We start from the raw sequence: 19,026 nt of genomic DNA on the forward strand, positions 1-19,026 counted from the left end.
TCTCGGGCGCGACCTGATGAACATCAGTGAAGAATGAAGGGATCGAAAGTGGTTGCAGCTCTGAACGAAACCCTGCTCGAGGAATCACGGGTTCCCGCGGTCGTCGCGGACGTGCAGACCTTGATCGACGCAGAGGTTTCGGATAAGTCGGGGGCCTCAGGGCTGGCTCTCAAGGGTGGCTACGGCGCGGTCAAGAAGGTGAGCCCGTCCATCGTGCCGGACGCCGTCACCGCGCTTCTGCCGGCTTTCGTGGCAAAGCTCGAGCCGTACTGGCAGGAATTCTCGGCTTCCGGTGAAGGCAGCTTCGCCGATTTCATCAGCGCCCGCGGTGACGCGGTTGCCGATTCCCTCCTCGAGGTGACGGACGAGCGTATCGAGGGCAGCGACAAGGCCGTCGTCAAGTCGATGTACTCGAAGCTGCGCGGTTCGGCGAAGAAGCATGTGACTGCAGCTCTGCCGCGTCTGGGCGATGTGATCCAGAAGCACGCTGCATAAGCGAACGTAAAACGACGAGTGGCCCGGGAGTTTCTCTCGGGCCACTCGTCGTTTTCGGTGCGTTTGTCAGTGAGCCGAATGTCCGTGGCGCCAGAAGCCGGTGAAGGTGATGTCGGTTTTGGCGAACTTCCGGTCGTTCACGAGGTGCCGACGCAGCCCGGTGGTGAGTGCCTGTTCGCCGGCGACAAAGGTGTACGACGGCCCCTCGGGCAGTTCGGCGGCGCGGACGGTCTCGAGGGTCAGAACACCCGGCGTCGCGTGTTCGTCCTCGCGAACGAGCCAATGCACGTTGACGTTCGCCAACTCCGGAATGTCTTGCTTGTCTTCGATGTTCGGAATCTCGACGAAGACCTCGGCACGCAGGTCTGCGGGCGCGGATTCCAGAATGCCGATGATCGCGGGAAGTGCACTCTCGTCGCCGACGAGCAGTTGCCACTTGGCCTCGGGTGTGGGGTTGTAGATGCAGCCTTCGTCCAAGAGGGCGACCTCGTCGCCGGCCGACGCGGTGTCCGCCCACGCGGATGCCGGGCCGATGTCGCCGTGATAAGCGAAGTCGATGTCGATCTCCGTGGTCTCGCCGAAGAGACCGGATCCGGCAGCACGGTAGGCGCGAATCGTGTAGTTGCGCACGACGGGTCGCGTGTCCTTGGACATCAACAGGTACTGCGCATACCAGAGATTGCTGGCCGCGCTCGGCAACCGGAGTTCACTCTGGCCGACCTGCGGGATGAACATGCGGAACCACTGATCGGCACCCATCGGAGCGATGGTGGACAGCTCTTCGCCGGCAATGGTCACCCGGATGAAGCTGGGGCTGATTCGTTTGTTCGCCACGACCTGCGCCGACACGATGCTGCGTGAGGCCGGTTTCACGAACTTGGCGCGCTTGGCCATGACTGGTTGCTCCCTGATTATCTGTTACTCGTACCTAATCAGGTAACCCTAACCTGATTTATGGTCGCTGTGGAGTGGTGGGTCTGTCCTTTTCGACGACTTCGGGAGGAAGACCCCACTGCGCTCGGCCAAGTCGGCTCATCGGTGCGATTGACGCGAAGTCCGGTAGGCCGTCGTCGGCGACAGCCTCGGGACGTACTGCGACCGCGACCACATTTCCCATCACGACAAATGAATTACCGACCTCGACGACCTGGTGGAGCGTGCATTCGATGGCGATCGGGGAGTCGGCGACCCGGACGGGGCGAACCCGCTCGCTCGGCTCGCTACGGATGTTCAACTCGAGAAACTCGTCGGCCTCGGCGTCGTAGAAGGCGGAACTCTGGTTCACCACGTCGGCAAGCCTGGCAGTCGCCAGGTTGATCACGAATTCGCCGGTCGCTTCGATGTTGCGCAGACTGTCCTTGCGTCCGACCGACGTGAACTGCACGATCGGCGGCGCCGAACTTGCCACGGTGAAAAAGCTGTACGGAGCCAGATTGCCGACGCCGTCCGCCGACAGGGTGGACACCCAGGCAATCGGCCGGGGGACCACCGAAGCGGTGAGTAACTGATAGAACCGACGGGGTTCGAGCTCGGCTGGATCGAAGAGTGTGCGCACCCACACATAATGCCGCTGTCCCCGCCCCTGGGCATGCTTGCGCCCGAACATCTGACACTCTTGAAGGCGTGAATCCGTCCACTGCACAAGCCACAGCCGTCGTCGACGAACTGGTTCGTGGTGGCGTGCGTGAAGTCGTGCTGTGTCCAGGCTCTCGCAACGCGCCCCTCGCATTTGCCCTCCAGGCCGCCGATCTCGACGGCCGGTTGCGTCTGCACATGCGGATCGACGAGCGGACAGCAGGCTTTCTGGCACTCGGACTGGCAATCGCCGGGAAACGACCGGTCCCCATCGTGATGACTTCCGGGACCGCCGTCGCGAATCTCGGACCCGCTGTCCTCGAGGCCAACTACGCGCGAGTGCCGCTGGTGGTCCTGAGCGCCAACCGGCCGTACGAGATGCTCGGCACCGGCGCCAACCAGACCGTCGAGCAACTCGGGCTCTTCGGCAGTCAAGTCCGCGCAACCATCAGCCTGGGCCTGGCGGAGGACGATTCGACGCAGAACAGCCAGTGGCGCTCGGCGGTCTGCCGGGTCCTCGCCGCTGCCCGCGGAACCCGATCCGGAAACGCGGGTCCGGTGCATTTCGACATTCCACTTCGTGAGCCGCTGGTGCCGGACGTGCACGTGCAGGGACCGGTCCCGGAGGGCCGTCCCGGCGGTGCGGCCTGGACCACCACCCAGAATGCGACGCTCGACGTTCCCGTCGATCTGGATCTCACCGCAGATACGGTGGTCATTTCCGGACACGGTAGTGCGCTTCGGCCTGAGCTGGCGGGCCTGCCGACCGTGGCCGAGCCGACGGCTCCGATGCACGGGATCGCACTGCATCCACTCGCGCTCTCGCAACTCAAGCCCAAGCAGGCGATCATCACCGGCCGCCCGACGTTGCATCGTCAGGTCTCGAAGGTGCTGGCCGACCCGGGCGTCGACGTCTACGCGCTGACTACCGGGCCGCGCTGGCCGGACGTATCCGGCAACGTACTCGCCACCGGAACCAGAGCAGTGGTCACCGGGACTCCCGATCCCGCCTGGATCGCTCGATGCGCCGCGCTGACCGAACACGCCGAAACTGCCGTCCGCAAGCAACTCGACGCCCACCCCAAGGCCACCGGCCTGCACGTGGCAGCTGCTGTGATGGATGCTCTCGCGGACGGCGACCAGCTTCTGCTCGGCGCATCCAACCCTGTTCGCGACGCGGCCCTCGTGAGCTATCCCAAGCCCGCCGTACGGGTGCTGTCGAATCGCGGCGTCGCAGGTATCGACGGCACCGTCTCGGCGGCGGTCGGTGCTGCGTTGGCGTACGAGGGCGGCCGGACCGTCGCTCTCATGGGCGACCTGACCTTCCTGCACGACGCGTCCGGGCTGCTGATCGGGACCGGTGAGCCGAGGCCGAGCGACCTCACCATCGTCGTCGCCAACGACGACGGCGGCGGTATCTTCGAGCTCCTCGAACAAGGCGACCCGCAGTACGCCGGCGTCTTCGAGCGAGTGTTCGGAACACCACACGGCATGGACCTGGCTGCGCTGTGCGCGGCCTACCGCGTGCCGCACGCAGCGGTCACCGTCGACGCCCTGGCAACGACGCTGGCGCAACCGGCCAACGGCATTCGTGTGCTCGAGGTCGCGACGGATCGCAGTGGGCTGCGCGAACTCCACGCTTCCGTGCGGGCACAGCTGTGACGCAAACAGTTCTGCGTCGCCTCCGCATCGGTGTGCTGGTGGTTGCGGTCGGCATTTCCGTGCTCGCGGTGATTCTGGTTCTCGGTGCCTGGCGCAACGATCGGACCATCGAATCGAACATGGGGACCGCAACCGCCGAGGTGCTCTCGGCAGGCTCGCTACGTTCGGCGATCAGCTTCGTGACACCGGACGGCGCCAACCACAACCCTGAACTCGGCGTGCTCTACCCCACCAATCTGACTGTGGGACAACGCATCGAGGTGGAGTACTCCAAAGCCGACCCTGATTTGGTCCGGGTAGCGGGACGCAACGCGACGGTGGCGCTGATCCCGGCAGGATCGGTGATCGTCGTGACGTGGCTCCTGGCTGGACCGTCGATCTGGTACCTGCGCAAGCGGGAAGCGCAGGCGGCAAGTTCGGCGCCGGTCGCCTCGAGTTAGTTCGCGCTTCGCCCGAACTTCACACGAACATGACGTGGACTTTTCCTGGCCCTGTCACCGTTCTCGGTGTGAGAGTAGCCATCGTTGCGGAGTCATTCCTGCCCAACATGAACGGCGTCACCAACTCGGTACTACGCGTGCTCGAACACCTCGATCGCACTGGCCACGACGCCATGGTCATTGCGCCGGACACCGTCGGATCCGACACCTCTGCCGCCACCGAACACGAAGGCGTTCAGGTGGTTCGGGTGCCAGCCGTCATGGTGCCCAAAGTCAGTTCACTTCCCGTCGGCCTGCCGCAACCACGATTGACCACGGCCGTGCGGACCTTCGCGCCCGACGTCGTCCATCTGGCGTCACCGTTCCTGCTCGGCGCCGGGGGAGTGGCCGTCGCCAAGCGGCTCGGGATCCCGACCGTCGCGGTCTACCAGACCGACGTCGCCGGATTTGCCGAAAGCTACGGTCTCGGCGTCACCAGCCGCGCCGCATGGGCGTGGACCCGTCGAATCCACAAGAGCTGCAACAGGACACTCGCGCCCTCCACGTCGGCAGTCGACGCCCTCGAAGAGCACGGCATTCCGCGCGTGCACCGATGGGCCCGCGGCGTCGACGCACAACGATTCGCGCCTTCGCGTCGTAGCTCGGTGTTGCGGCAGTCCTGGATCGGCGACAGCGACCGGTTGGTGGTCGGCTTCGTCGGTCGCCTCGCGCCCGAAAAGCACGTCGAACGATTGGCGGCCCTGGCCGGCGATCCCAGTGTGCAGATCGTCGTCGTCGGAGACGGCCCGGACCGCGAGAACCTACGACGACTGATGCCGGACGCGATCTTCACCGGACAACTCGGCGGTACCGCGCTGGCCGACGCCTATGCGAGCCTGGACGTATTCGTTCACCCCGGCGAGCACGAGACCTTCTGCCAGGCGGTTCAGGAAGCCCTCGCGAGTGGTGTGCCTGTCGTCGGACCGGACGCCGGCGGACCGCGTGACCTGATCTCGCATTGCCGCAACGGCTACCTCCTGCCGACGGACCGGTTCACCGAACTCCTGCCAAGCGCCGTCGACGCACTTCGTCAGCGTGATCTGCGGGTGCAGTTCGGCTCCGCGGCGAGGCGCTCGGTGCTGCACCGGACCTGGCCGGCAATCTGCGAAGAGTTGCTCCGTCACTACGAGGACGTGCAGGGCCTCGGGCGGCGAACGGGTGCCAGAGCAGCCTGAACGCCCTCGCTGCCCGAGGGTTGGTAGCGTTTCGGGTGTGGCCACTACACACGGAACCCGAGCAACTCTCGAGAAGCAACCGCACGAAGTCGCGTCGATGTTCGACGACGTCGCGGAGCGATACGACCTCACCAACACCGTGCTGTCCTTCGGCCAGGACAAGGGTTGGCGCAAGGCCACCCGCGAAGCCCTCGACCTCAAGCCGGGCGAGAAGGTACTCGACCTCGCCGCCGGAACCGGAGTCTCGACCGTCGAACTGGGGCGCTCCGGTGCCTGGTGCGTCGCCACCGACTTCTCCAAGGGCATGCTCAAGGCCGGAATCTCGCGCAAAGTTCCGATGGTCGCCGGTGACGCGATGTACCTGCCCTATGCCGACAACGTGTTCGACGCCGCGACGATTTCCTTCGGCCTGCGCAACGTCTCCGACTTCGAAGCCGGACTGCGTGAGATCGCCCGCGTCACCAAGCCGGGCGGACGTCTCGTCGTCAGCGAGTTCTCGACGCCCGTCTTCGGGCCCTTCCGCACGGTCTACATGGAGTACCTGATGAAGGCGCTCCCGCAGGTCGCACGCACCGTCAGCAGCAACCCCGACGCCTACGTCTACCTCGCCGAATCGATCCGCGCCTGGCCGACCCAGGAAGAGTTGGCCCGCAAGATCGAGGCTGCCGGCTGGAAGAACGTCAAGTGGCGCAACCTCACCGGCGGCATCGTGGCGCTGCATTACGCCACTGCCTGAACTGCTGTGCGCCTTTATCAACCCCCGGCGGTTAATAAAGGCGCACAGCACTTGCTCAACCGAACAGCGGTCGGGAGTCGATCTTTCTCGACGCGGCCCCCGACGCACGCCATGCCTTCGCCGTCAGATCGACGTCGGCGTCGGTGACGAGGTTCCCCATCACCCGAACGGCGACCGTCATCAGTGCCCGTGAGCGCATCGCAATCGGGCCCGAGGCGGGCAGGAACTGCGGAACCGTCAGCAGGCCTGCGAGCCGGCGCGCGACCGAGAACGCCTGCCCGTAATGCTCCCGAAGCACGGTCGGCCACAGCTCCGTCAGATCGTCGGCGCCGAGCTGTTCGACCACCAGACGTCCGCCTTCGAGGCCGTAGTCGATGCCCTCACCGTTGAGCGGGTTCACGCACGCTGCGGCGTCGCCGATCACGGCCCAGTTGCGTCCGGCGATGTTGGAAACTGCTCCACCCATGGGTAGCAAAGCCGAAGCGACGGAATGTATTTCGCTGCTCCACTGCCACTCGCTTCGGCGCTGATCGGTGTAGAGGTCGAGCAAGGGTCGCAGGGCACCTGGAGCCGGGCGCTTGGACGTCGCCAGTGTCCCGACGCCGATGTTCACCTCGCCGGTGCCGAGCGGGAAGATCCAGCCGTACCCCGCCTGCAACGTGCCCTCGGTGTCCCGCAGTTCCAGATGCGAGGTGATCCACGGGTCGGCGCTGCGCGGCGTCGCGACATACGTGCGTGCCGCGACGCCGTACGCGGTGTCCCGGTGCCACTGCCGTCCCAGCTTCTTGCCGAGCGTCGAGCGAACGCCGTCGGCGATGATCAGCGTCCGACAACGAAGGGTGCTTCGTCCCGAGGGGCCGGCGAGTACGACGGCGGCTACTCGATCACCGTCGAGTTCGACGTCGACGGCCTTGGTGCCCTCGACCATGACCGCGCCCGATTCGACGGCGCACCGGCGAATGGCGTCGTCGAGTTCGGTGCGGGGGATCGCACTGCCGATCGGCGGGAACGACGTCCCTGGCCACTCGAGTTCGAGTTCTTGTCCGAAGCCGGACAACCGTAGTCCCTTGTTCGTCGTGTGTGACCGAACCCACTCGCCGAGGCCGAGGAGATCCAGTTCGGCCACGGCGCGCGGAGTGAGTCCATCACCACAAGTCTTGTCTCGCGGGAACACGGCAGCGTCCACCAGCACGACGTCTCGGCCGCTGCGGGCGGCCCATGCCGCGGCCGAAGAACCCGCGGGACCTGCGCCGATGACCACAATGTCGGTTTCGGTCGGAAGCGTATCGACGACGGGGGACTGCTCTTCTACGGACACACTCACATCTTCCCAGGCTCGCGATCGCCACCGTGGCGAGGCCGTCCCGAGTGCGAACCGCTAGGTTCACTACCGTGGGAACCGAGCCGTCACTGACGACAGGAATGGGTACTGACATCGTGAGCACCGAAAAGACTGCTGCCGACGCAACCGCATCGAGCACCGTCGTTGCAGGCATCGACCTGGGCGACGAACAGCTCGCCGCAGTAGTGCGTGGTGGACTCTCCGATGTCGAGGAGTTGTTGGTCAGCGAGCTGTCCGACGGAGAAGACTTCCTCACCGAGGCCGCGCTGCATCTCGCGCGAGCTGGTGGAAAGCGCTTCCGTCCGTTGTTCACGATCCTGACCGCGCAACTCGGACCGGTGCCGAACGATCCGTCGATCATCACCGCAGCGACTGTCACCGAACTCGTTCACCTGGCGACGCTCTATCACGACGACGTCATGGACGAGGCGTCCATGCGGCGCGGAGCACCCAGCGCCAACGCCCGCTGGGGAAACAGTGTGGCGATCCTGGCCGGCGACTATCTGTTCGCGCACGCATCACGACTGGTGTCGACGCTCGGACCCGAGGCCGTTCGGATCATCGCCGAAACATTCGCCGAACTGGTCACCGGCCAGATGCGCGAGACGATCGGTGTCAAGAAGGAGCAGGATCCGGTCGAGCACTACCTCAAGGTCGTGTGGGAGAAGACCGGTTCGCTGATCGCTGCTTCGGGACGCTTCGGCGGCACCTTCTCCGGCGCCGACGCAGCTCACATCGAGCGCCTCGAGCGCCTGGGTGACGCCGTCGGCACCGCGTTCCAGATCTCCGACGACATCATCGACATCTCGTCCGTATCGGCGCAGTCCGGCAAGACGCCCGGCACCGACCTGCGCGAGGGTGTCCACACCCTGCCCGTCCTGTACGCGTTCCGCGAAGAAGGGGCCGACGCAGATCGCCTGCGGGAGCTGCTCGCGGGCCCGGTTACCGAAGATGCCCTGGTAGAAGAGGCCCTCGAACTGCTCGAGCGTTCGCCGGGCATGGTCAAGGCGAAGGCAAAGCTGGGCGAGTATGCCGTCGCGGCGAAAGCTCAGTTGGCTGAGCTCCCGCAGGGACCGGCCAACGAAGCGCTCGTGCGTCTCGTCGATTACACGATCGAACGAGTCGGCTGACACCTCGGCGAATCGGGGCTACCGGGTGGAAACCCCGACAGTCACTGGGTGGGAACCCTGATGCCCCTGTCCTTCGTTGACTGAACAGAACCGGTGCATACACCGGGGAGTTCGGGTGAGCCTTCGGCTCCAGCGAGGCAAGAGGTGAGCGGTTTGCACGGCTACGCGAACGGTGCGAAGACATTCGGCTTGTTGGTGGGGATGTCGGCGCTGATCGTCTTCATCGGCTCGCTGTTCAACAGCCCGTTCCTTCTGTGGGGATCCGTTCTGTTTGCCGTCGGCATGAATGCCTACGTGTACTTCAACAGCGACAAGCTGGCGCTTCGATCGATGCGCGCCCAGCCCATCACCGAGGTCGAGGCACCGGCGATCTACCGGATCGTGCGCGAACTCGCCACGACGGCGCACCAACCGATGCCCAGGCTGTACGTCAGCCCCACGAACGCCCCGAACGCGTTTGCCACCGGTCGTAGCCCTCGGCATGCCGCGGTGTGCGTGACCAGCGGCATCATGCAGATCCTGAACGAACGCGAACTGCGTGCCGTGCTCGGGCACGAACTCTCCCACGTCTACAACCGGGACATTTTGATCTCGTCCGTGGCCGGCGCGATGGCCAGCGTCATCTCTGGCCTGGCCAACTTCGCGATGTACGCGAGCATCTTCGGCGGCCGAGGGAACGGGCAGGGAAGCAATCCGATCGCGCTGCTGCTCGTCTCCCTACTGGGACCGATCGCGGCAACCGTGGTCAAGCTGGCCGTCTCGCGCTCTCGCGAGTACCAGGCGGATCAATCAGGAGCCGAGCTCACCGGTGACCCGCTGGCGTTGGCGTCGGCGCTGCGCAAGCTCGAGTCGGGCGTCGCAGCCGCGCCGTTGCCGCCTGAGCCCAAGCTCGCGGCGCAGTCCCACCTGATGATCGCCAACCCCTTCAGAGCGGGCGACAAGGTCAGCAAGCTGTTCTCGACGCATCCGCCCATGGCGGACCGGATCGAGCGTTTGGAGAAGATGGCGGGGATGTAGGGGCCTTCGGCCCCTGTGAGCCTTTCTGGTCGTCGGAACTACCAAAAAGGCGCACAGGGGCACAGCCCCTACTACCGGTAGTTCACGAACTGCAGGGCGATCCCGAAGTCCTCACCCTTGAGCAGGGAGATGACGCCCTGGAGGTCGTCGCGCTTCTTGCTGCTCACACGAAGTTCCTCACCCTGGATCTGCGCCTTGACGCCCTTGGGGCCCTCGTCGCGAATCTTCTTGGTGATCTTCTTCGCGTTCTCGCTGCTGATGCCCTGGACCAAGGTTCCGGACAGCTTGTAGATCTTTCCGGACTGCGCCGGCTCGCCGGCATCGAATGCCTTCAGCGAGATGTCACGACGGATCAACTTCTCCTTGAACACGTCGAGGGCGGCCAGCAGTCGCTCCTCGGTGTCGGCGTTCAACGTGATCGTCTCTTCACCAGACCACTCGATCGACGCTCCCGTGTTTCGGAAGTCGAAACGCGTGGTCAACTCCTTGGCAGCCTGATGCAGGGCGTTGTCCACCTCTTGACGGTCAACCTTGCTCACCACGTCGAAGGACGAATCAGCCACTTCACACTCCCGCTTTCCGGTAGTTCACGAACATCGAGTTCCGCCCACCTTCCATACCGGTGGACACCTCGACGTTATCGGGTCGGCACCGCCCGTTACCACCCGGTTTGCAAAATGGGGGTGTGTTCGTTGTATTCTTCTCACCGCACCGAGGAAGCCGTTTTCGGCCGCCGCACGTCGCGATATACTTGCGAATGCGCCGGATCGAAGCCTGGTGCAAGCACGGCAGATTGCCCGAGCGGCCAATGGGAGCGGACTGTAAATCCGTCGGCTTATGCCTACGTAGGTTCGAATCCTACATCTGCCACACCAAGTCAGCCCCGATTCTCTTCGCGAGAGTCGGGGCTGACTTTTTTTGTGCGTGTACCGAGGTCGAGCGCGCGTTGGCGACGCAGGCGCCGGCTTCGGCTCAGGGGTGTCGGGGGTGTCGGGGGCTCAGGGGCCTCGGGATGGGCACCGGGGGATGGTTTCAGGGGGAGTGCAGGGTCGAGACTGGTTCCCGCAAAGCCCTCGCCAGCGGCCCCGATCGGTGCAACAATGGGCTCCGGCACCATTTTTGCCCCGATGACCAGCGGATTTGGTGCTGGCGCTCGTTCGTGTGTAATCTTTCGGAGGCTTCAAGAGAGCGGCAACGCGCTCCTGAGCCACGCCCCCTTAGCTCAGTCGGTAGAGCGTTTCCATGGTAAGGAAAAGGTCAACGGTTCGATTCCGTTAGGGGGCTCGCTGGATTGTGGTGCCGTGCTTTCCGCGCGACACTCGACACCGAGGCGGTGTAGCTCAGTTGGTAGAGCAAACGACTCATAATCGTTGCGTCGCCGGTTCAAGTCCGGTCACCGCTACACAATATGCATGATCCACCCTGATTGCTCGTAATCAGATACACCCGAAAGAAGGCATCCCGTGGCCTCCTCGACCGACGTTCGGCCCAAGATCACCTTGGCCTGCGAGGTATGCAAGCACCGCAACTACATCACCAAGAAGAATCGGCGCAACGACCCCGATCGCCTGGAGCTCAAGAAGTTCTGCCCCAACTGCGGAACCCACCAGTCGCATCGCGAGTCGAAGTAGTAAGTCCTTAACAGGACGACGATTTTCGCGGAAGACCCTCTCTGGGCCTGCGTCTTCGGGTCCTAGCTAGAAGAGAGTCTCACCGCGTGACAGATTTGCAAGAGAACCAGGCAGCGGCCGAGGTCCCTACGGACCCGGCCGCTCATGCCGTCCAGATGGTCGGTCACCACTATCGTGTCGAAGACTTCTACGAGGTCGGACGCGAGAAGGTGCGCGAGTTCGCTCGCGCCGTCCAGGACGCCCATCCCGCGCACTACGACGAGTCGGCAGCCAAGGGCCTCGGATACGACGGCCTGATCGCTCCCATCACGTTCGTCGCCATCGTGGGTGCCATCGCTCAGCGACGTCTGTTCGAAGAGATCGTCACAGGCTACGACCTGAGTCAGATTCTTCAGACCGATCAGCGCTTGGTGCTGCACAAGCCCATGCAGGTCGGTGACCGACTCTTCTGCGACGTCTTCCTGGATTCGTTCAGGCAGGCCGCAGGTAGCGACATCATCGTGACCAAGAACATCATCACCGATCAGAACGACGAAGCAGTCGTCACCACGTGGACGACGCTTGTTGCTCGAACGGGTGGGGAAGTGGACGAGAACATCGCCCACGCAGTCAAGGACGTGATGATGCATGTCGCTTCGTAAATTTTCCGACGTGAGTGTCGGCGAACTTCTCCCCGAGAAGTCCGTCACCCTGACGCGTGGAAACCTCGCCAACTACGCAGGTGTTTCGGGAGATCCCAATCCGATTCACTTCAGTGACGAGGTCGCACGACTTGCCGGCTTGCCGGACGTCGTCGCGCACGGCATGCTCTCCATGGGCATCGGTGCCGGCTACGTCACTGAATGGCTGGGAGATCCGGGCGCAGTGACCGAGTACAACGTACGGTTCACGAGCCCGGTGATCGTGGCAGCCGACAAGGCTGCCGAGATCGAGTTCACCGCCAAGGTGAAGTCGATCGACGAAGAAAGCAAGACCGCAGTACTGGCAATTGTGGCCAAGTCCGAAGGTAAGAAGATCTTCGGTCGTGCCACTGCCACGGTCCGTCTAGCCTGATCGCAGGGCGGATTGTGTTTGTTCCGGGGCTTTGAAGTACACTGAGATTTCTGGGATTCCTCAGCGCTGCGCGCTGCCCTGAATGTTGCAAGACATTCACCTCGGGTAGCGCGTATGTTGTGTGATCGCAGAACGGTTGATTCAGGCAGGGTCTACCTGTCGAGGTCAACCAAAGGGGCGTAGCTCAACTGGCAGAGCAGCGGTCTCCAAAACCGCAGGTTGCAGGTTCAAGTCCTGTCGCCCCTGCCCCCGGATGCCAGCGACTGAGAGGAACGACGTGAGCGAGGAGCGCGCCAAGCGCGACGCCGACACTTCGGATGCGGAGACTTCACTGTCTGCCGATTCGACCGGTGTCGACGACACTGCAGCTGACGCGACTACGCGTTCCGATCTTTCGTTGGACAAGCACGGTGCCGAGAAGGCTCCCTCCGCATCCAGTGGGGTTTCCAACAAGCCGACCGGCAAGCGCGCTGCACGCGGCGCCTCGGTCAGCGCGTCCACCGTGAAGACTCCGGCCCGGACGGCATCCCGGACATCTTCGGCCAAGCCGACTGCAACGAACCCCGGCAAGAAGCCCAAGGCGAAGAAGGACAACATCTTCAAGCGCCTGCGCAAATTCTTCCGCGAGGTCATCGCAGAACTCCGTAAGGTCATCTGGCCGAACCGCAAGCAGATGATCACCTACACCAGCGTCGTGCTGACGTTCGTGGTCTTCATGGTCGCTTTCATCAGCGGCGTCGATATCGCTGTGATCAAGGGTGTCACCTGGCTGTTCGGCTGATCGCCGTAGCAGTCGGGCGTCTTTGCCTGCGAGCGCGACAAGACCCGACCCGGGTCCGAGTAACGAGAGGAAGCGAGTGCCCCAGTGAGCACCCCCGAGAACGACACGAATGAGGCTTTGGCCGAAGAGCGTGTTTCTGCCGAGGCGGCAGCCGAAGTAGACGTCGTGGTTGCCGAAGGCACCGATGCAGACGTTGCCGAAGGCACTGATGCAGACGCTGCAGCGACCGAGGACGTCATCTCCGACGATGCCGAGAACTCCGACGAGGCCGCTCCCGCCGCCGAGCTCGAGGTCGAGGATCCCGTTGCCGAACTCAAGGCTGCGCTGCGCCGCGCCCCGGGTGACTGGTACGTCATCCACTCGTACGCCGGTTACGAGAACAAGGTCAAGACCAACCTCGAGACTCGCGTTCAGAACCTCGATGTCGGCGACTACATCTTCCAGGTGGAAGTTCCCACCGAAGAGGTCACCGAGATCAAGAACGGCCAGCGCAAGCAGGTCAACCGCAAGGTTCTGCCCGGATACATCCTCGTTCGCATGGAGCTCAACGACGAGTCGTGGGGCGCCGTGCGCAACACGCCTGGTGTCACCGGTTTTGTCGGTGCCACGTCGCGTCCCTCGCCGCTGACCCTCAACGAGGTCGTCAAGTTCCTGCTCCCGCAGCAGGAGCAGAAGAAGCAGCAGGCTGCAGCGGCCGCCGTCGCAGCAGGCGAGGCACCGTCCGAGTCCTTCGGCAAGCCCCTCATCGAGGTCGACTTCGAGGTCGGCGAGTCGGTCACCGTCATGGACGGCCCGTTCGCAACCCTTCCGGCCAGCATCAGCGAGGTCAACGGCGAGCAGCAGAAGCTCAAGGTTCTCGTGTCGATCTTCGGTCGTGAAACCCCGGTTGAGCTCAACTTCAACCAGGTCGCGAAGATCTGACCACCCCAAAACTTGCAATTTGTTCGACGCAAGACACACACCCAAGCTAGAAACTAGGAACTAGAGATGCCCCCAAAGAAGAAGAAGCTCGCCGGGCTCATCAAGCTGCAGATCCAGGCAGGTCAGGCTAACCCTGCACCTCCCGTGGGTCCCGCGCTCGGTCAGCACGGCGTGAACATCATGGAGTTCTGCAAGGCCTACAACGCGGCGACTGAGTCCCAGCGCGGCAACGTTGTGCCGGTCGAGATCTCGGTCTACGAAGACCGGACCTTCGATTTCAAGCTGAAGACCCCTCCCGCCGCCAAGCTGCTCCTCAAGGCAGCCGGCGTCGCCAAGGGCTCCGGCGAACCGCACAAGACCAAGGTTGCTTCGGTGACCATGGATCAGGTGCGCGAAATCGCGAAGACCAAGGCTGAAGACCTCAATGCCAATGACATCGAGCAGGCCGCGAAGATCATCGCCGGCACCGCTCGTTCCATGGGCATCACGGTCCAGGGCTGATAGTCCGCTCCACAGCATTACGTGGGAGGGCCGGCCAGGCCCCGACCACAACTGAACCATTCACCACTGCACAGGTAATTCGCTGCAGTGACAAGTAAGGACAGAACAAATGGCAAAGCGCAGCAAGGCGTACCTCGCCGCCGCTGAGAAGATCGACGCAGACAAGCTCTACAGCCCGCTTCAGGCTGCAAAGCTCGCCAAGGAGACGTCGTCCACCAAGATGGATGCAACCGTTGAGGTTGCAGTTCGTCTGGGCGTCGACCCCCGTAAGGCTGACCAGATGGTCCGCGGAACGGTCAACCTGCCCCACGGCACCGGTAAGACCGCTCGCGTCATCGTGTTCGCTGTTGGCGAGAAGGCAGCAGAAGCCGAGGCTGCAGGCGCTGACGTAGTCGGTGCAGAAGACCTGATCGAGCGCATCCAGGGTGGATGGGTCGATTTCGACGCCGCAATCGCGACTCCTGATCAGATGGCCAAGGTCGGCCGCATCGCCCGTGTCCTCGGACCGCGTGGCCTGATGCCGAACCCGAAGACGGGCACCGTCACGGCGGATGTCACCAAGGCTGTCAACGACATCAAGGGCGGAAAGATCAACTTCCGCGTCGACAAGCAGGCCAACCTGCACTTCGTCATCGGCAAGGCATCGTTCGACGATGAGAAGCTGGTGGAGAACTACGGCGCAGCCCTGGACGAGATCCTGCGTGCGAAGCCCTCGTCGGCCAAGGGTCGCTACGTGAAGAAGATCACGGTCTCGACCACCACCGGTCCGGGCATCCCGGTGGATCCGAACCGTACTCGCAACCTCCTCGAGGATGCTGCAGACGCGTAAGCAGTCCGCATACGAACAAGAAGGCCGGCAGGGATCACTCCCTGCCGGCCTTCTTGTCGTTTCGGGAGAGGGTGATCCCTGCCGGTGGTATCGGTCCAACGGTGGTATCGGTCCAACGGTGGTATCGATCTAACGGTGGCATCATCGGGGTATGCACGAAGCGTTCCAGTTCCTCGGAAACTTTTGGTGGCTGATCTTCGTTTTCGGCGGCACCATCGGTGGGGCGCTGAAAGGTGTCGCGGTTGCCAACGAAAGGCGGATCGAGCGCCGGCAAGAGCGCTTCCGGCTCAAGCAGCAGACCAAGGTGGCCATCGCGCAAGCCAACGCACAACATCACGCCGACGAAGAAACACAGCGCCGAGAGCTGGCCAAGGCAATCGAGCAGCACGATGCGGTCGACGCCCGATGGTTCTCGTACGAGCTCGATCCGGTCACACTGCTCGACACCCCGATGATGACGGACATGCGCGAGCCTTTGACGGCCGATTTTCATCGAGCCAAATATCGTGCCGATCTGCTTCGCCCAGGCAATCCGGAGACGATGATCGGCAACCAGCAGGCACAAACCGAGTACCGCGAGGCGGTGCACGCTTACTCGATCGCCTTCGAAATCGCGGAAGCTGAGGCGAAGCGCCGCCGACGGAGCGGATTCACCCTCGACGAACAAGAACGCCTGGTAAGGGCGCAACGTCTGCTGCGACTGGCCATGGACGAGGGCGCGACGCCACAGGAACGTCAGAGTGCGTACCGGAAGGCGCACAAGGAACTCGATGGATTGCTGGTGTTGCCGGACCGAGCTCGGGCAGCAATCGAACACAAGATCGCCAGGGCTATCGGTGCTTGAAGGAATCGGGTGCGTGACGAACCCGATTTGGTTGTGCAGCGAGCAGTCAGGTAGTCTTCGAGGCGGAGTTCAGTGCTGGATATGAACTTCACCCCAAAATCATGTTCTACCCAAGACCGTTGGTGATTGCACTCAGTGATGGGTGTGGTTGAAAGTCCGGGAGTGCCCGGCGGCCCACGTAGGTGAACGAGGTAGGGGGATAGCTTGATGTAGTGGTTCTACAGTTTGCCTGGTTATGCACTGCCTCGCTTTGCATCGTTACGCTGATTCGTAAGCCTCTTCTTCATGTTTCCTCTGTACGCCCCGTGCGCTTGCGCCGGGGCGTTTTGCATGTCGCGGACTGTGTCTTCTCGGGTTCACCCCGATGAGGTGCAGCGGTTCCTGAGTGGGACAACGACTGTCACGAGAGGAGGCGAAGTATGGCAAAGCCTGAGAAGGTTTCCGCAGTTGCGGAAATCACCGAGCAGTTCAAGGGTTCGACCGCCGCTGTGGTCACGGAATACCGTGGCCTTTCGGTTGGCAACATCACGACACTGCGACGCGCTCTCGGAGAAGGTGCCACCTACTCCGTCGCCAAGAACACCCTGGTCAAGCGTGCCGCCGCAGAGGCTGGCATCGAGGGCCTTGATGACCTGTTCGTTGGTCCGACCGCCATTGCATTCATCAAGGGCGAACCGGTCGACGCTGCGAAGGCTCTGAAGAACTTCGCTAAGGACAACAAGGCGCTCATCATCAAGGGCGGCTACATGGACGGCGCTGCGCTGTCCGTGGAAGAGGTCAACAAGATCGCGGATCTCGAATCCCGCGAAATCCTGTTGGCAAAGCTTGCCGGCGCGATGAAGGGCAACTTGGCAAAGGCCGCAGGCCTGTTCAATGCTCCCGCTTCGCAGATGGCCCGTCTGGCCGCTGCCCTGCAGGAGAAGAAGGCTGCAGAAGGCGGAGCCGCAGAGGCCCCCGCAGAGGCTGCCAACGAGGCTCCGGCCGAGGCCGAAGCCGAAAGCTGATCCGCACCCGCGCATCACTGCTATAACCCCGCCCGGTCGCGGATCAGCGACATGGGACTTACAGGAAGGACCGCCACAATGGCGAAGCTCAGCACCGAAGAGTTGTTGGACCAGTTCAAGGAGCTCACCCTCCTCGAGCTCTCGGAGTTCGTTAAGGCATTCGAGGAGACCTTCGAGGTCACCGCTGCTGCTCCCGTCGCCGTCGCCGCTGCAGGCGCACCGGCTGCCGGCGCAGAAGCTGCTGAAGAGCAGGACGAGTTCGACGTCGTCCTCGAGTCGGCTGGCGACAAGAAGATCCAGGTCATCAAGGTCGTCCGTGAGGTCGTTTCCGGCCTCGGCCTGAAGGAAGCCAAGGATCTCGTCGAGAGCGCTCCGAAGGCCATCCTCGAGAAGGTTGCCAAGGACGCCGCAGAGGCTGCCAAGGAAAAGCTCGAAGCTGCCGGCGCAAAGATCGTCATCAAGTAAGACGGTTTTCCCGCTGCTCTTCGCGAGTAGTAACGAAGAGGGCCACTCCCCACGGGGAGTGGCCCTCTTTTTTTGAACTTTTTTCGCGGGTGATATGCCGGAATTCATGCAGGTGGGAGGGGTGTCCGAACTAGGCTGTGATCTGAATTATGCTTCTTCCCTACTCGTTGGTAGTATTCGCAGTCACGGGTACCACTCCCATGCGATAGAGTGACCCAACCCACACGGGTGCATGCATGCAACGGACGTCGCGGAGGTAATGGTGGGAGTCGAGGTAGCGGTACAAGGACTGACAAAGTCTTTCGGGTCGCAGAGGATTTGGCAGGACGTGTCGTTGACACTTCCCGCGGGTGAGGTCAGCGCACTGCTCGGGCCTTCGGGTACCGGTAAGTCGGTGTTCCTGAAGTCCCTGATCGGACTGCTCCGCCCTGAACAAGGCTCCATCGTCATCGACGGCACGGACATCCTGCAGTGCTCCTCCAAGGAGCTCTACGAGATCCGCAAACTGTTCGGCGTTCTCTTCCAGGACGGCGCACTGTTCGGCTCGATGAACTTGTACGACAACATCGCCTTCCCGCTTCGTGAGCACACCAAGAAGTCGGAATCCGATATCCGCAAGATCGTGATGGAGAAGTTGGACCTCACGGGTCTGGTCGGCGCCGAGGACAAGCTTCCCGGTGAGATCTCCGGCGGTATGCGCAAGCGTGCCGGTCTGGCGCGTGCACTCGTTCTCGATCCCGAGATCATCCTCGTCGACGAGCCCGACTCCGGTCTGGATCCGGTGCGTACGACGTACATCAGCCAAACGCTGATCGACATCAACGCCCAGTCGGACGCGACGATTCTGATCGTCTCGCACAACATCAACCTCGCACGCACGGTGCCGGACAACATCGGCATGCTCTTCCGTCGTCAGTTGGTGATGTTCGGTCCTCGTGAGGTGCTGCTCACCTCGGACGAGCCCGTCGTCAAGCAGTTCCTCAACGGAACGATGATCGGTCCGATCGGTATGTCGGAGGAGAAGGACGAGGCTCAGATGGCGCACGAGCAGGCGCTCGTCGACGCCGGTCACCACGCCGGTGGTGTCGACGACGTCGAGGGCATCGTGCCGCAGATGAAGGCCACCCCCGGAAACCCGGAGCGTCAGGCTGTTCGTCGTCGCCAGGAGCGCGTCCGCCAGATCATGCACACCCTCCCAGCTAACGCTCAGGCGGCAATTCAGGACAGCCTTGACGAGGTTGACGGAACTGGGCAGTACGCTCCCCAGTACGCCGACGCGAGCGGCTATCAGGGGGAGTGGAACGACAACTCGCAAGACACGCAGGTCATTCCTGCATACGAGGGCGATCCCTACGGAAACACGACACACGGGCAAGGGTAGGCATA

22 protein-coding genes and 4 tRNA genes are annotated in these 19,026 nt (G+C 63.0%); 22 read left to right on the forward strand and 4 right to left on the reverse strand.

From position 1 onward, the window contains the following. Positions 1 to 48 precede the first annotated feature (48 nt). The gene (locus tag R4P70_RS14230; protein ID WP_003941973.1) at positions 49 to 495 is read left to right on the forward strand and encodes a DUF6918 family protein; all 447 of its coding nucleotides are present in this window, start codon (positions 49 to 51) and stop codon (positions 493 to 495) included. A 66-nt stretch (positions 496 to 561) separates the two neighbouring features. Here R4P70_RS14230 and R4P70_RS14235 read toward each other — a convergent pair whose 3' ends face one another. Next, on the reverse strand, positions 562 to 1,389 hold the full coding sequence (locus R4P70_RS14235; protein WP_042453072.1) for a siderophore-interacting protein: 828 nt from the start codon (positions 1,387 to 1,389) through the stop codon (positions 562 to 564). 58 nt (positions 1,390 to 1,447) lie between these two features. Then, complete coding sequence (locus R4P70_RS14240; RefSeq protein ID WP_209908020.1) at positions 1,448 to 2,050, reverse strand: flavin reductase family protein; 603 nt, start codon at positions 2,048 to 2,050, stop codon at positions 1,448 to 1,450. A gap of 68 nt (positions 2,051 to 2,118) precedes the next feature. On the opposite strand from R4P70_RS14240, the gene menD reads away from it, so the two are divergent. From menD to R4P70_RS14260, 4 genes are all read left to right on the forward strand, one after another. Further along, positions 2,119 to 3,732: a 2-succinyl-5-enolpyruvyl-6-hydroxy-3-cyclohexene-1-carboxylic-acid synthase gene (menD, locus tag R4P70_RS14245; RefSeq protein ID WP_003942063.1), complete on the forward strand. Its 1,614-nt coding sequence runs from the start codon at positions 2,119 to 2,121 to the stop codon at positions 3,730 to 3,732. Further along, positions 3,729 to 4,172 carry a DUF3592 domain-containing protein gene (locus tag R4P70_RS14250; protein ID WP_007728471.1) on the forward strand — a complete coding sequence of 148 codons (444 nt, stop codon included), beginning with the start codon at positions 3,729 to 3,731 and terminating at the stop codon, positions 4,170 to 4,172. Before menD ends, R4P70_RS14250 begins: the two co-directional genes overlap by 4 nt. Positions 4,173 to 4,240: 68 nt before the next feature. Then, positions 4,241 to 5,386: a glycosyltransferase family 4 protein gene (locus R4P70_RS14255; protein ID WP_197523597.1), complete on the forward strand. Its 1,146-nt coding sequence runs from the start codon at positions 4,241 to 4,243 to the stop codon at positions 5,384 to 5,386. A gap of 37 nt (positions 5,387 to 5,423) precedes the next feature. Next, positions 5,424 to 6,122 carry a demethylmenaquinone methyltransferase gene (locus tag R4P70_RS14260; RefSeq protein ID WP_003941879.1) on the forward strand — a complete coding sequence of 233 codons (699 nt, stop codon included), beginning with the start codon at positions 5,424 to 5,426 and terminating at the stop codon, positions 6,120 to 6,122. A gap of 55 nt (positions 6,123 to 6,177) precedes the next feature. Here R4P70_RS14260 and R4P70_RS14265 read toward each other — a convergent pair whose 3' ends face one another. Next, positions 6,178 to 7,440, reverse strand: a complete 1,263-nt coding sequence (locus tag R4P70_RS14265; protein ID WP_411742471.1) for a geranylgeranyl reductase family protein — start codon at positions 7,438 to 7,440, stop codon at positions 6,178 to 6,180. 104 nt (positions 7,441 to 7,544) lie between these two features. Between R4P70_RS14265 and R4P70_RS14270 the strand changes: the two genes are divergently transcribed. Together R4P70_RS14270 and htpX are read left to right on the forward strand one after the other, a co-directional pair. Further along, complete coding sequence (locus R4P70_RS14270; protein ID WP_037129929.1) at positions 7,545 to 8,594, forward strand: polyprenyl synthetase family protein; 1,050 nt, start codon at positions 7,545 to 7,547, stop codon at positions 8,592 to 8,594. Positions 8,595 to 8,747: 153 nt separating this feature from the next. Beyond that, entirely contained in the window at positions 8,748 to 9,611 is an 864-nt protein-coding gene (gene htpX / locus R4P70_RS14275) for a zinc metalloprotease HtpX (RefSeq protein WP_007728460.1), read from the forward strand. Between the two features lie 71 nt (positions 9,612 to 9,682). On the opposite strand, the gene R4P70_RS14280 is transcribed toward htpX, so the two are convergent. Continuing rightward, positions 9,683 to 10,174 (reverse strand): YajQ family cyclic di-GMP-binding protein, encoded by a 492-nt coding sequence (locus tag R4P70_RS14280; protein WP_003941854.1) that lies wholly within the window; start codon positions 10,172 to 10,174, stop codon positions 9,683 to 9,685. Positions 10,175 to 10,398: 224 nt separating this feature from the next. Between R4P70_RS14280 and R4P70_RS14285 the strand changes: the two genes are divergently transcribed. From R4P70_RS14285 to R4P70_RS14355, 15 genes are all read left to right on the forward strand, one after another. Beyond that, positions 10,399 to 10,481: transfer RNA gene (locus R4P70_RS14285), tRNA-Tyr, on the forward strand. Positions 10,482 to 10,822: 341 nt separating this feature from the next. Then, a tRNA-Thr gene (locus tag R4P70_RS14290) sits at positions 10,823 to 10,895 on the forward strand. 45 nt (positions 10,896 to 10,940) lie between these two features. Then, positions 10,941 to 11,013 (forward strand) — tRNA-Met (locus R4P70_RS14295). A gap of 61 nt (positions 11,014 to 11,074) precedes the next feature. Continuing rightward, the gene (rpmG, locus tag R4P70_RS14300; protein WP_003941903.1) at positions 11,075 to 11,242 is read left to right on the forward strand and encodes a 50S ribosomal protein L33; all 168 of its coding nucleotides are present in this window, start codon (positions 11,075 to 11,077) and stop codon (positions 11,240 to 11,242) included. A gap of 86 nt (positions 11,243 to 11,328) precedes the next feature. Further along, complete coding sequence (gene hadA, locus R4P70_RS14305; RefSeq protein WP_019744315.1) at positions 11,329 to 11,883, forward strand: (3R)-hydroxyacyl-ACP dehydratase subunit HadA; 555 nt, start codon at positions 11,329 to 11,331, stop codon at positions 11,881 to 11,883. After that, a complete protein-coding gene (hadB, locus tag R4P70_RS14310; protein ID WP_003941909.1) occupies positions 11,870 to 12,295 on the forward strand; it encodes a (3R)-hydroxyacyl-ACP dehydratase subunit HadB in 426 nt (141 codons plus the stop codon). The genes hadA and hadB overlap by 14 nt, the downstream gene beginning before the upstream one ends. Before the next feature lie 173 nt (positions 12,296 to 12,468). Then, positions 12,469 to 12,541: transfer RNA gene (locus R4P70_RS14315), tRNA-Trp, on the forward strand. Positions 12,542 to 12,572: 31 nt separating this feature from the next. Beyond that, the gene (gene secE / locus R4P70_RS14320) at positions 12,573 to 13,076 is read left to right on the forward strand and encodes a preprotein translocase subunit SecE (RefSeq protein ID WP_283569178.1); all 504 of its coding nucleotides are present in this window, start codon (positions 12,573 to 12,575) and stop codon (positions 13,074 to 13,076) included. Between the two features lie 84 nt (positions 13,077 to 13,160). Beyond that, on the forward strand, positions 13,161 to 13,997 hold the full coding sequence (nusG, locus tag R4P70_RS14325; RefSeq protein WP_003942049.1) for a transcription termination/antitermination protein NusG: 837 nt from the start codon (positions 13,161 to 13,163) through the stop codon (positions 13,995 to 13,997). 66 nt (positions 13,998 to 14,063) lie between these two features. After that, positions 14,064 to 14,498 carry a 50S ribosomal protein L11 gene (gene rplK, locus R4P70_RS14330; protein WP_003941896.1) on the forward strand — a complete coding sequence of 145 codons (435 nt, stop codon included), beginning with the start codon at positions 14,064 to 14,066 and terminating at the stop codon, positions 14,496 to 14,498. Between the two features lie 109 nt (positions 14,499 to 14,607). Then, positions 14,608 to 15,327 (forward strand): 50S ribosomal protein L1, encoded by a 720-nt coding sequence (gene rplA, locus R4P70_RS14335; protein WP_003941982.1) that lies wholly within the window; start codon positions 14,608 to 14,610, stop codon positions 15,325 to 15,327. A gap of 151 nt (positions 15,328 to 15,478) precedes the next feature. After that, a complete protein-coding gene (locus tag R4P70_RS14340; RefSeq protein ID WP_042453090.1) occupies positions 15,479 to 16,171 on the forward strand; it encodes a hypothetical protein in 693 nt (230 codons plus the stop codon). Positions 16,172 to 16,590: 419 nt separating this feature from the next. After that, positions 16,591 to 17,175: a 50S ribosomal protein L10 gene (gene rplJ / locus R4P70_RS14345; protein ID WP_275231850.1), complete on the forward strand. Its 585-nt coding sequence runs from the start codon at positions 16,591 to 16,593 to the stop codon at positions 17,173 to 17,175. Positions 17,176 to 17,253: 78 nt separating this feature from the next. Then, on the forward strand, positions 17,254 to 17,640 hold the full coding sequence (gene rplL, locus R4P70_RS14350; RefSeq protein ID WP_003941857.1) for a 50S ribosomal protein L7/L12: 387 nt from the start codon (positions 17,254 to 17,256) through the stop codon (positions 17,638 to 17,640). A 259-nt stretch (positions 17,641 to 17,899) separates the two neighbouring features. Continuing rightward, entirely contained in the window at positions 17,900 to 19,021 is a 1,122-nt protein-coding gene (locus R4P70_RS14355; protein WP_024487305.1) for an ABC transporter ATP-binding protein, read from the forward strand. Positions 19,022 to 19,026: the final 5 nt, after the last annotated feature.

Origin of the sequence: Rhodococcus sp. IEGM 1241, assembly GCF_033142365.1 — a bacterium.
In the GTDB taxonomy this organism is placed as follows: domain Bacteria; phylum Actinomycetota; class Actinomycetes; order Mycobacteriales; family Mycobacteriaceae; genus Rhodococcus_F; species Rhodococcus_F erythropolis.

Bases quoted from the DNA above. Each gene is read 5' to 3' on its own strand.
- R4P70_RS14235 (WP_042453072.1), bottom strand. From the start codon at position 1,389: ATGGCCAAGCGCGCCAAGTTCGTGAAACCGGCCTCACGCAGCATCGTG.
- R4P70_RS14270 (WP_037129929.1), top strand. From the start codon at position 7,545: ATGGGTACTGACATCGTGAGCACCGAAAAGACTGCTGCCGACGCAACC.
- hadB (WP_003941909.1), top strand. From the start codon at position 11,870: ATGTCGCTTCGTAAATTTTCCGACGTGAGTGTCGGCGAACTTCTCCCC.
- rplK (WP_003941896.1), top strand. From the start codon at position 14,064: ATGCCCCCAAAGAAGAAGAAGCTCGCCGGGCTCATCAAGCTGCAGATC.
- rplA (WP_003941982.1), top strand. From the start codon at position 14,608: ATGGCAAAGCGCAGCAAGGCGTACCTCGCCGCCGCTGAGAAGATCGAC.
- R4P70_RS14340 (WP_042453090.1), top strand. From the start codon at position 15,479: ATGCACGAAGCGTTCCAGTTCCTCGGAAACTTTTGGTGGCTGATCTTC.
- rplJ (WP_275231850.1), top strand. From the start codon at position 16,591: ATGGCAAAGCCTGAGAAGGTTTCCGCAGTTGCGGAAATCACCGAGCAG.
- rplL (WP_003941857.1), top strand. From the start codon at position 17,254: ATGGCGAAGCTCAGCACCGAAGAGTTGTTGGACCAGTTCAAGGAGCTC.
- R4P70_RS14355 (WP_024487305.1), top strand. From the start codon at position 17,900: ATGGTGGGAGTCGAGGTAGCGGTACAAGGACTGACAAAGTCTTTCGGG.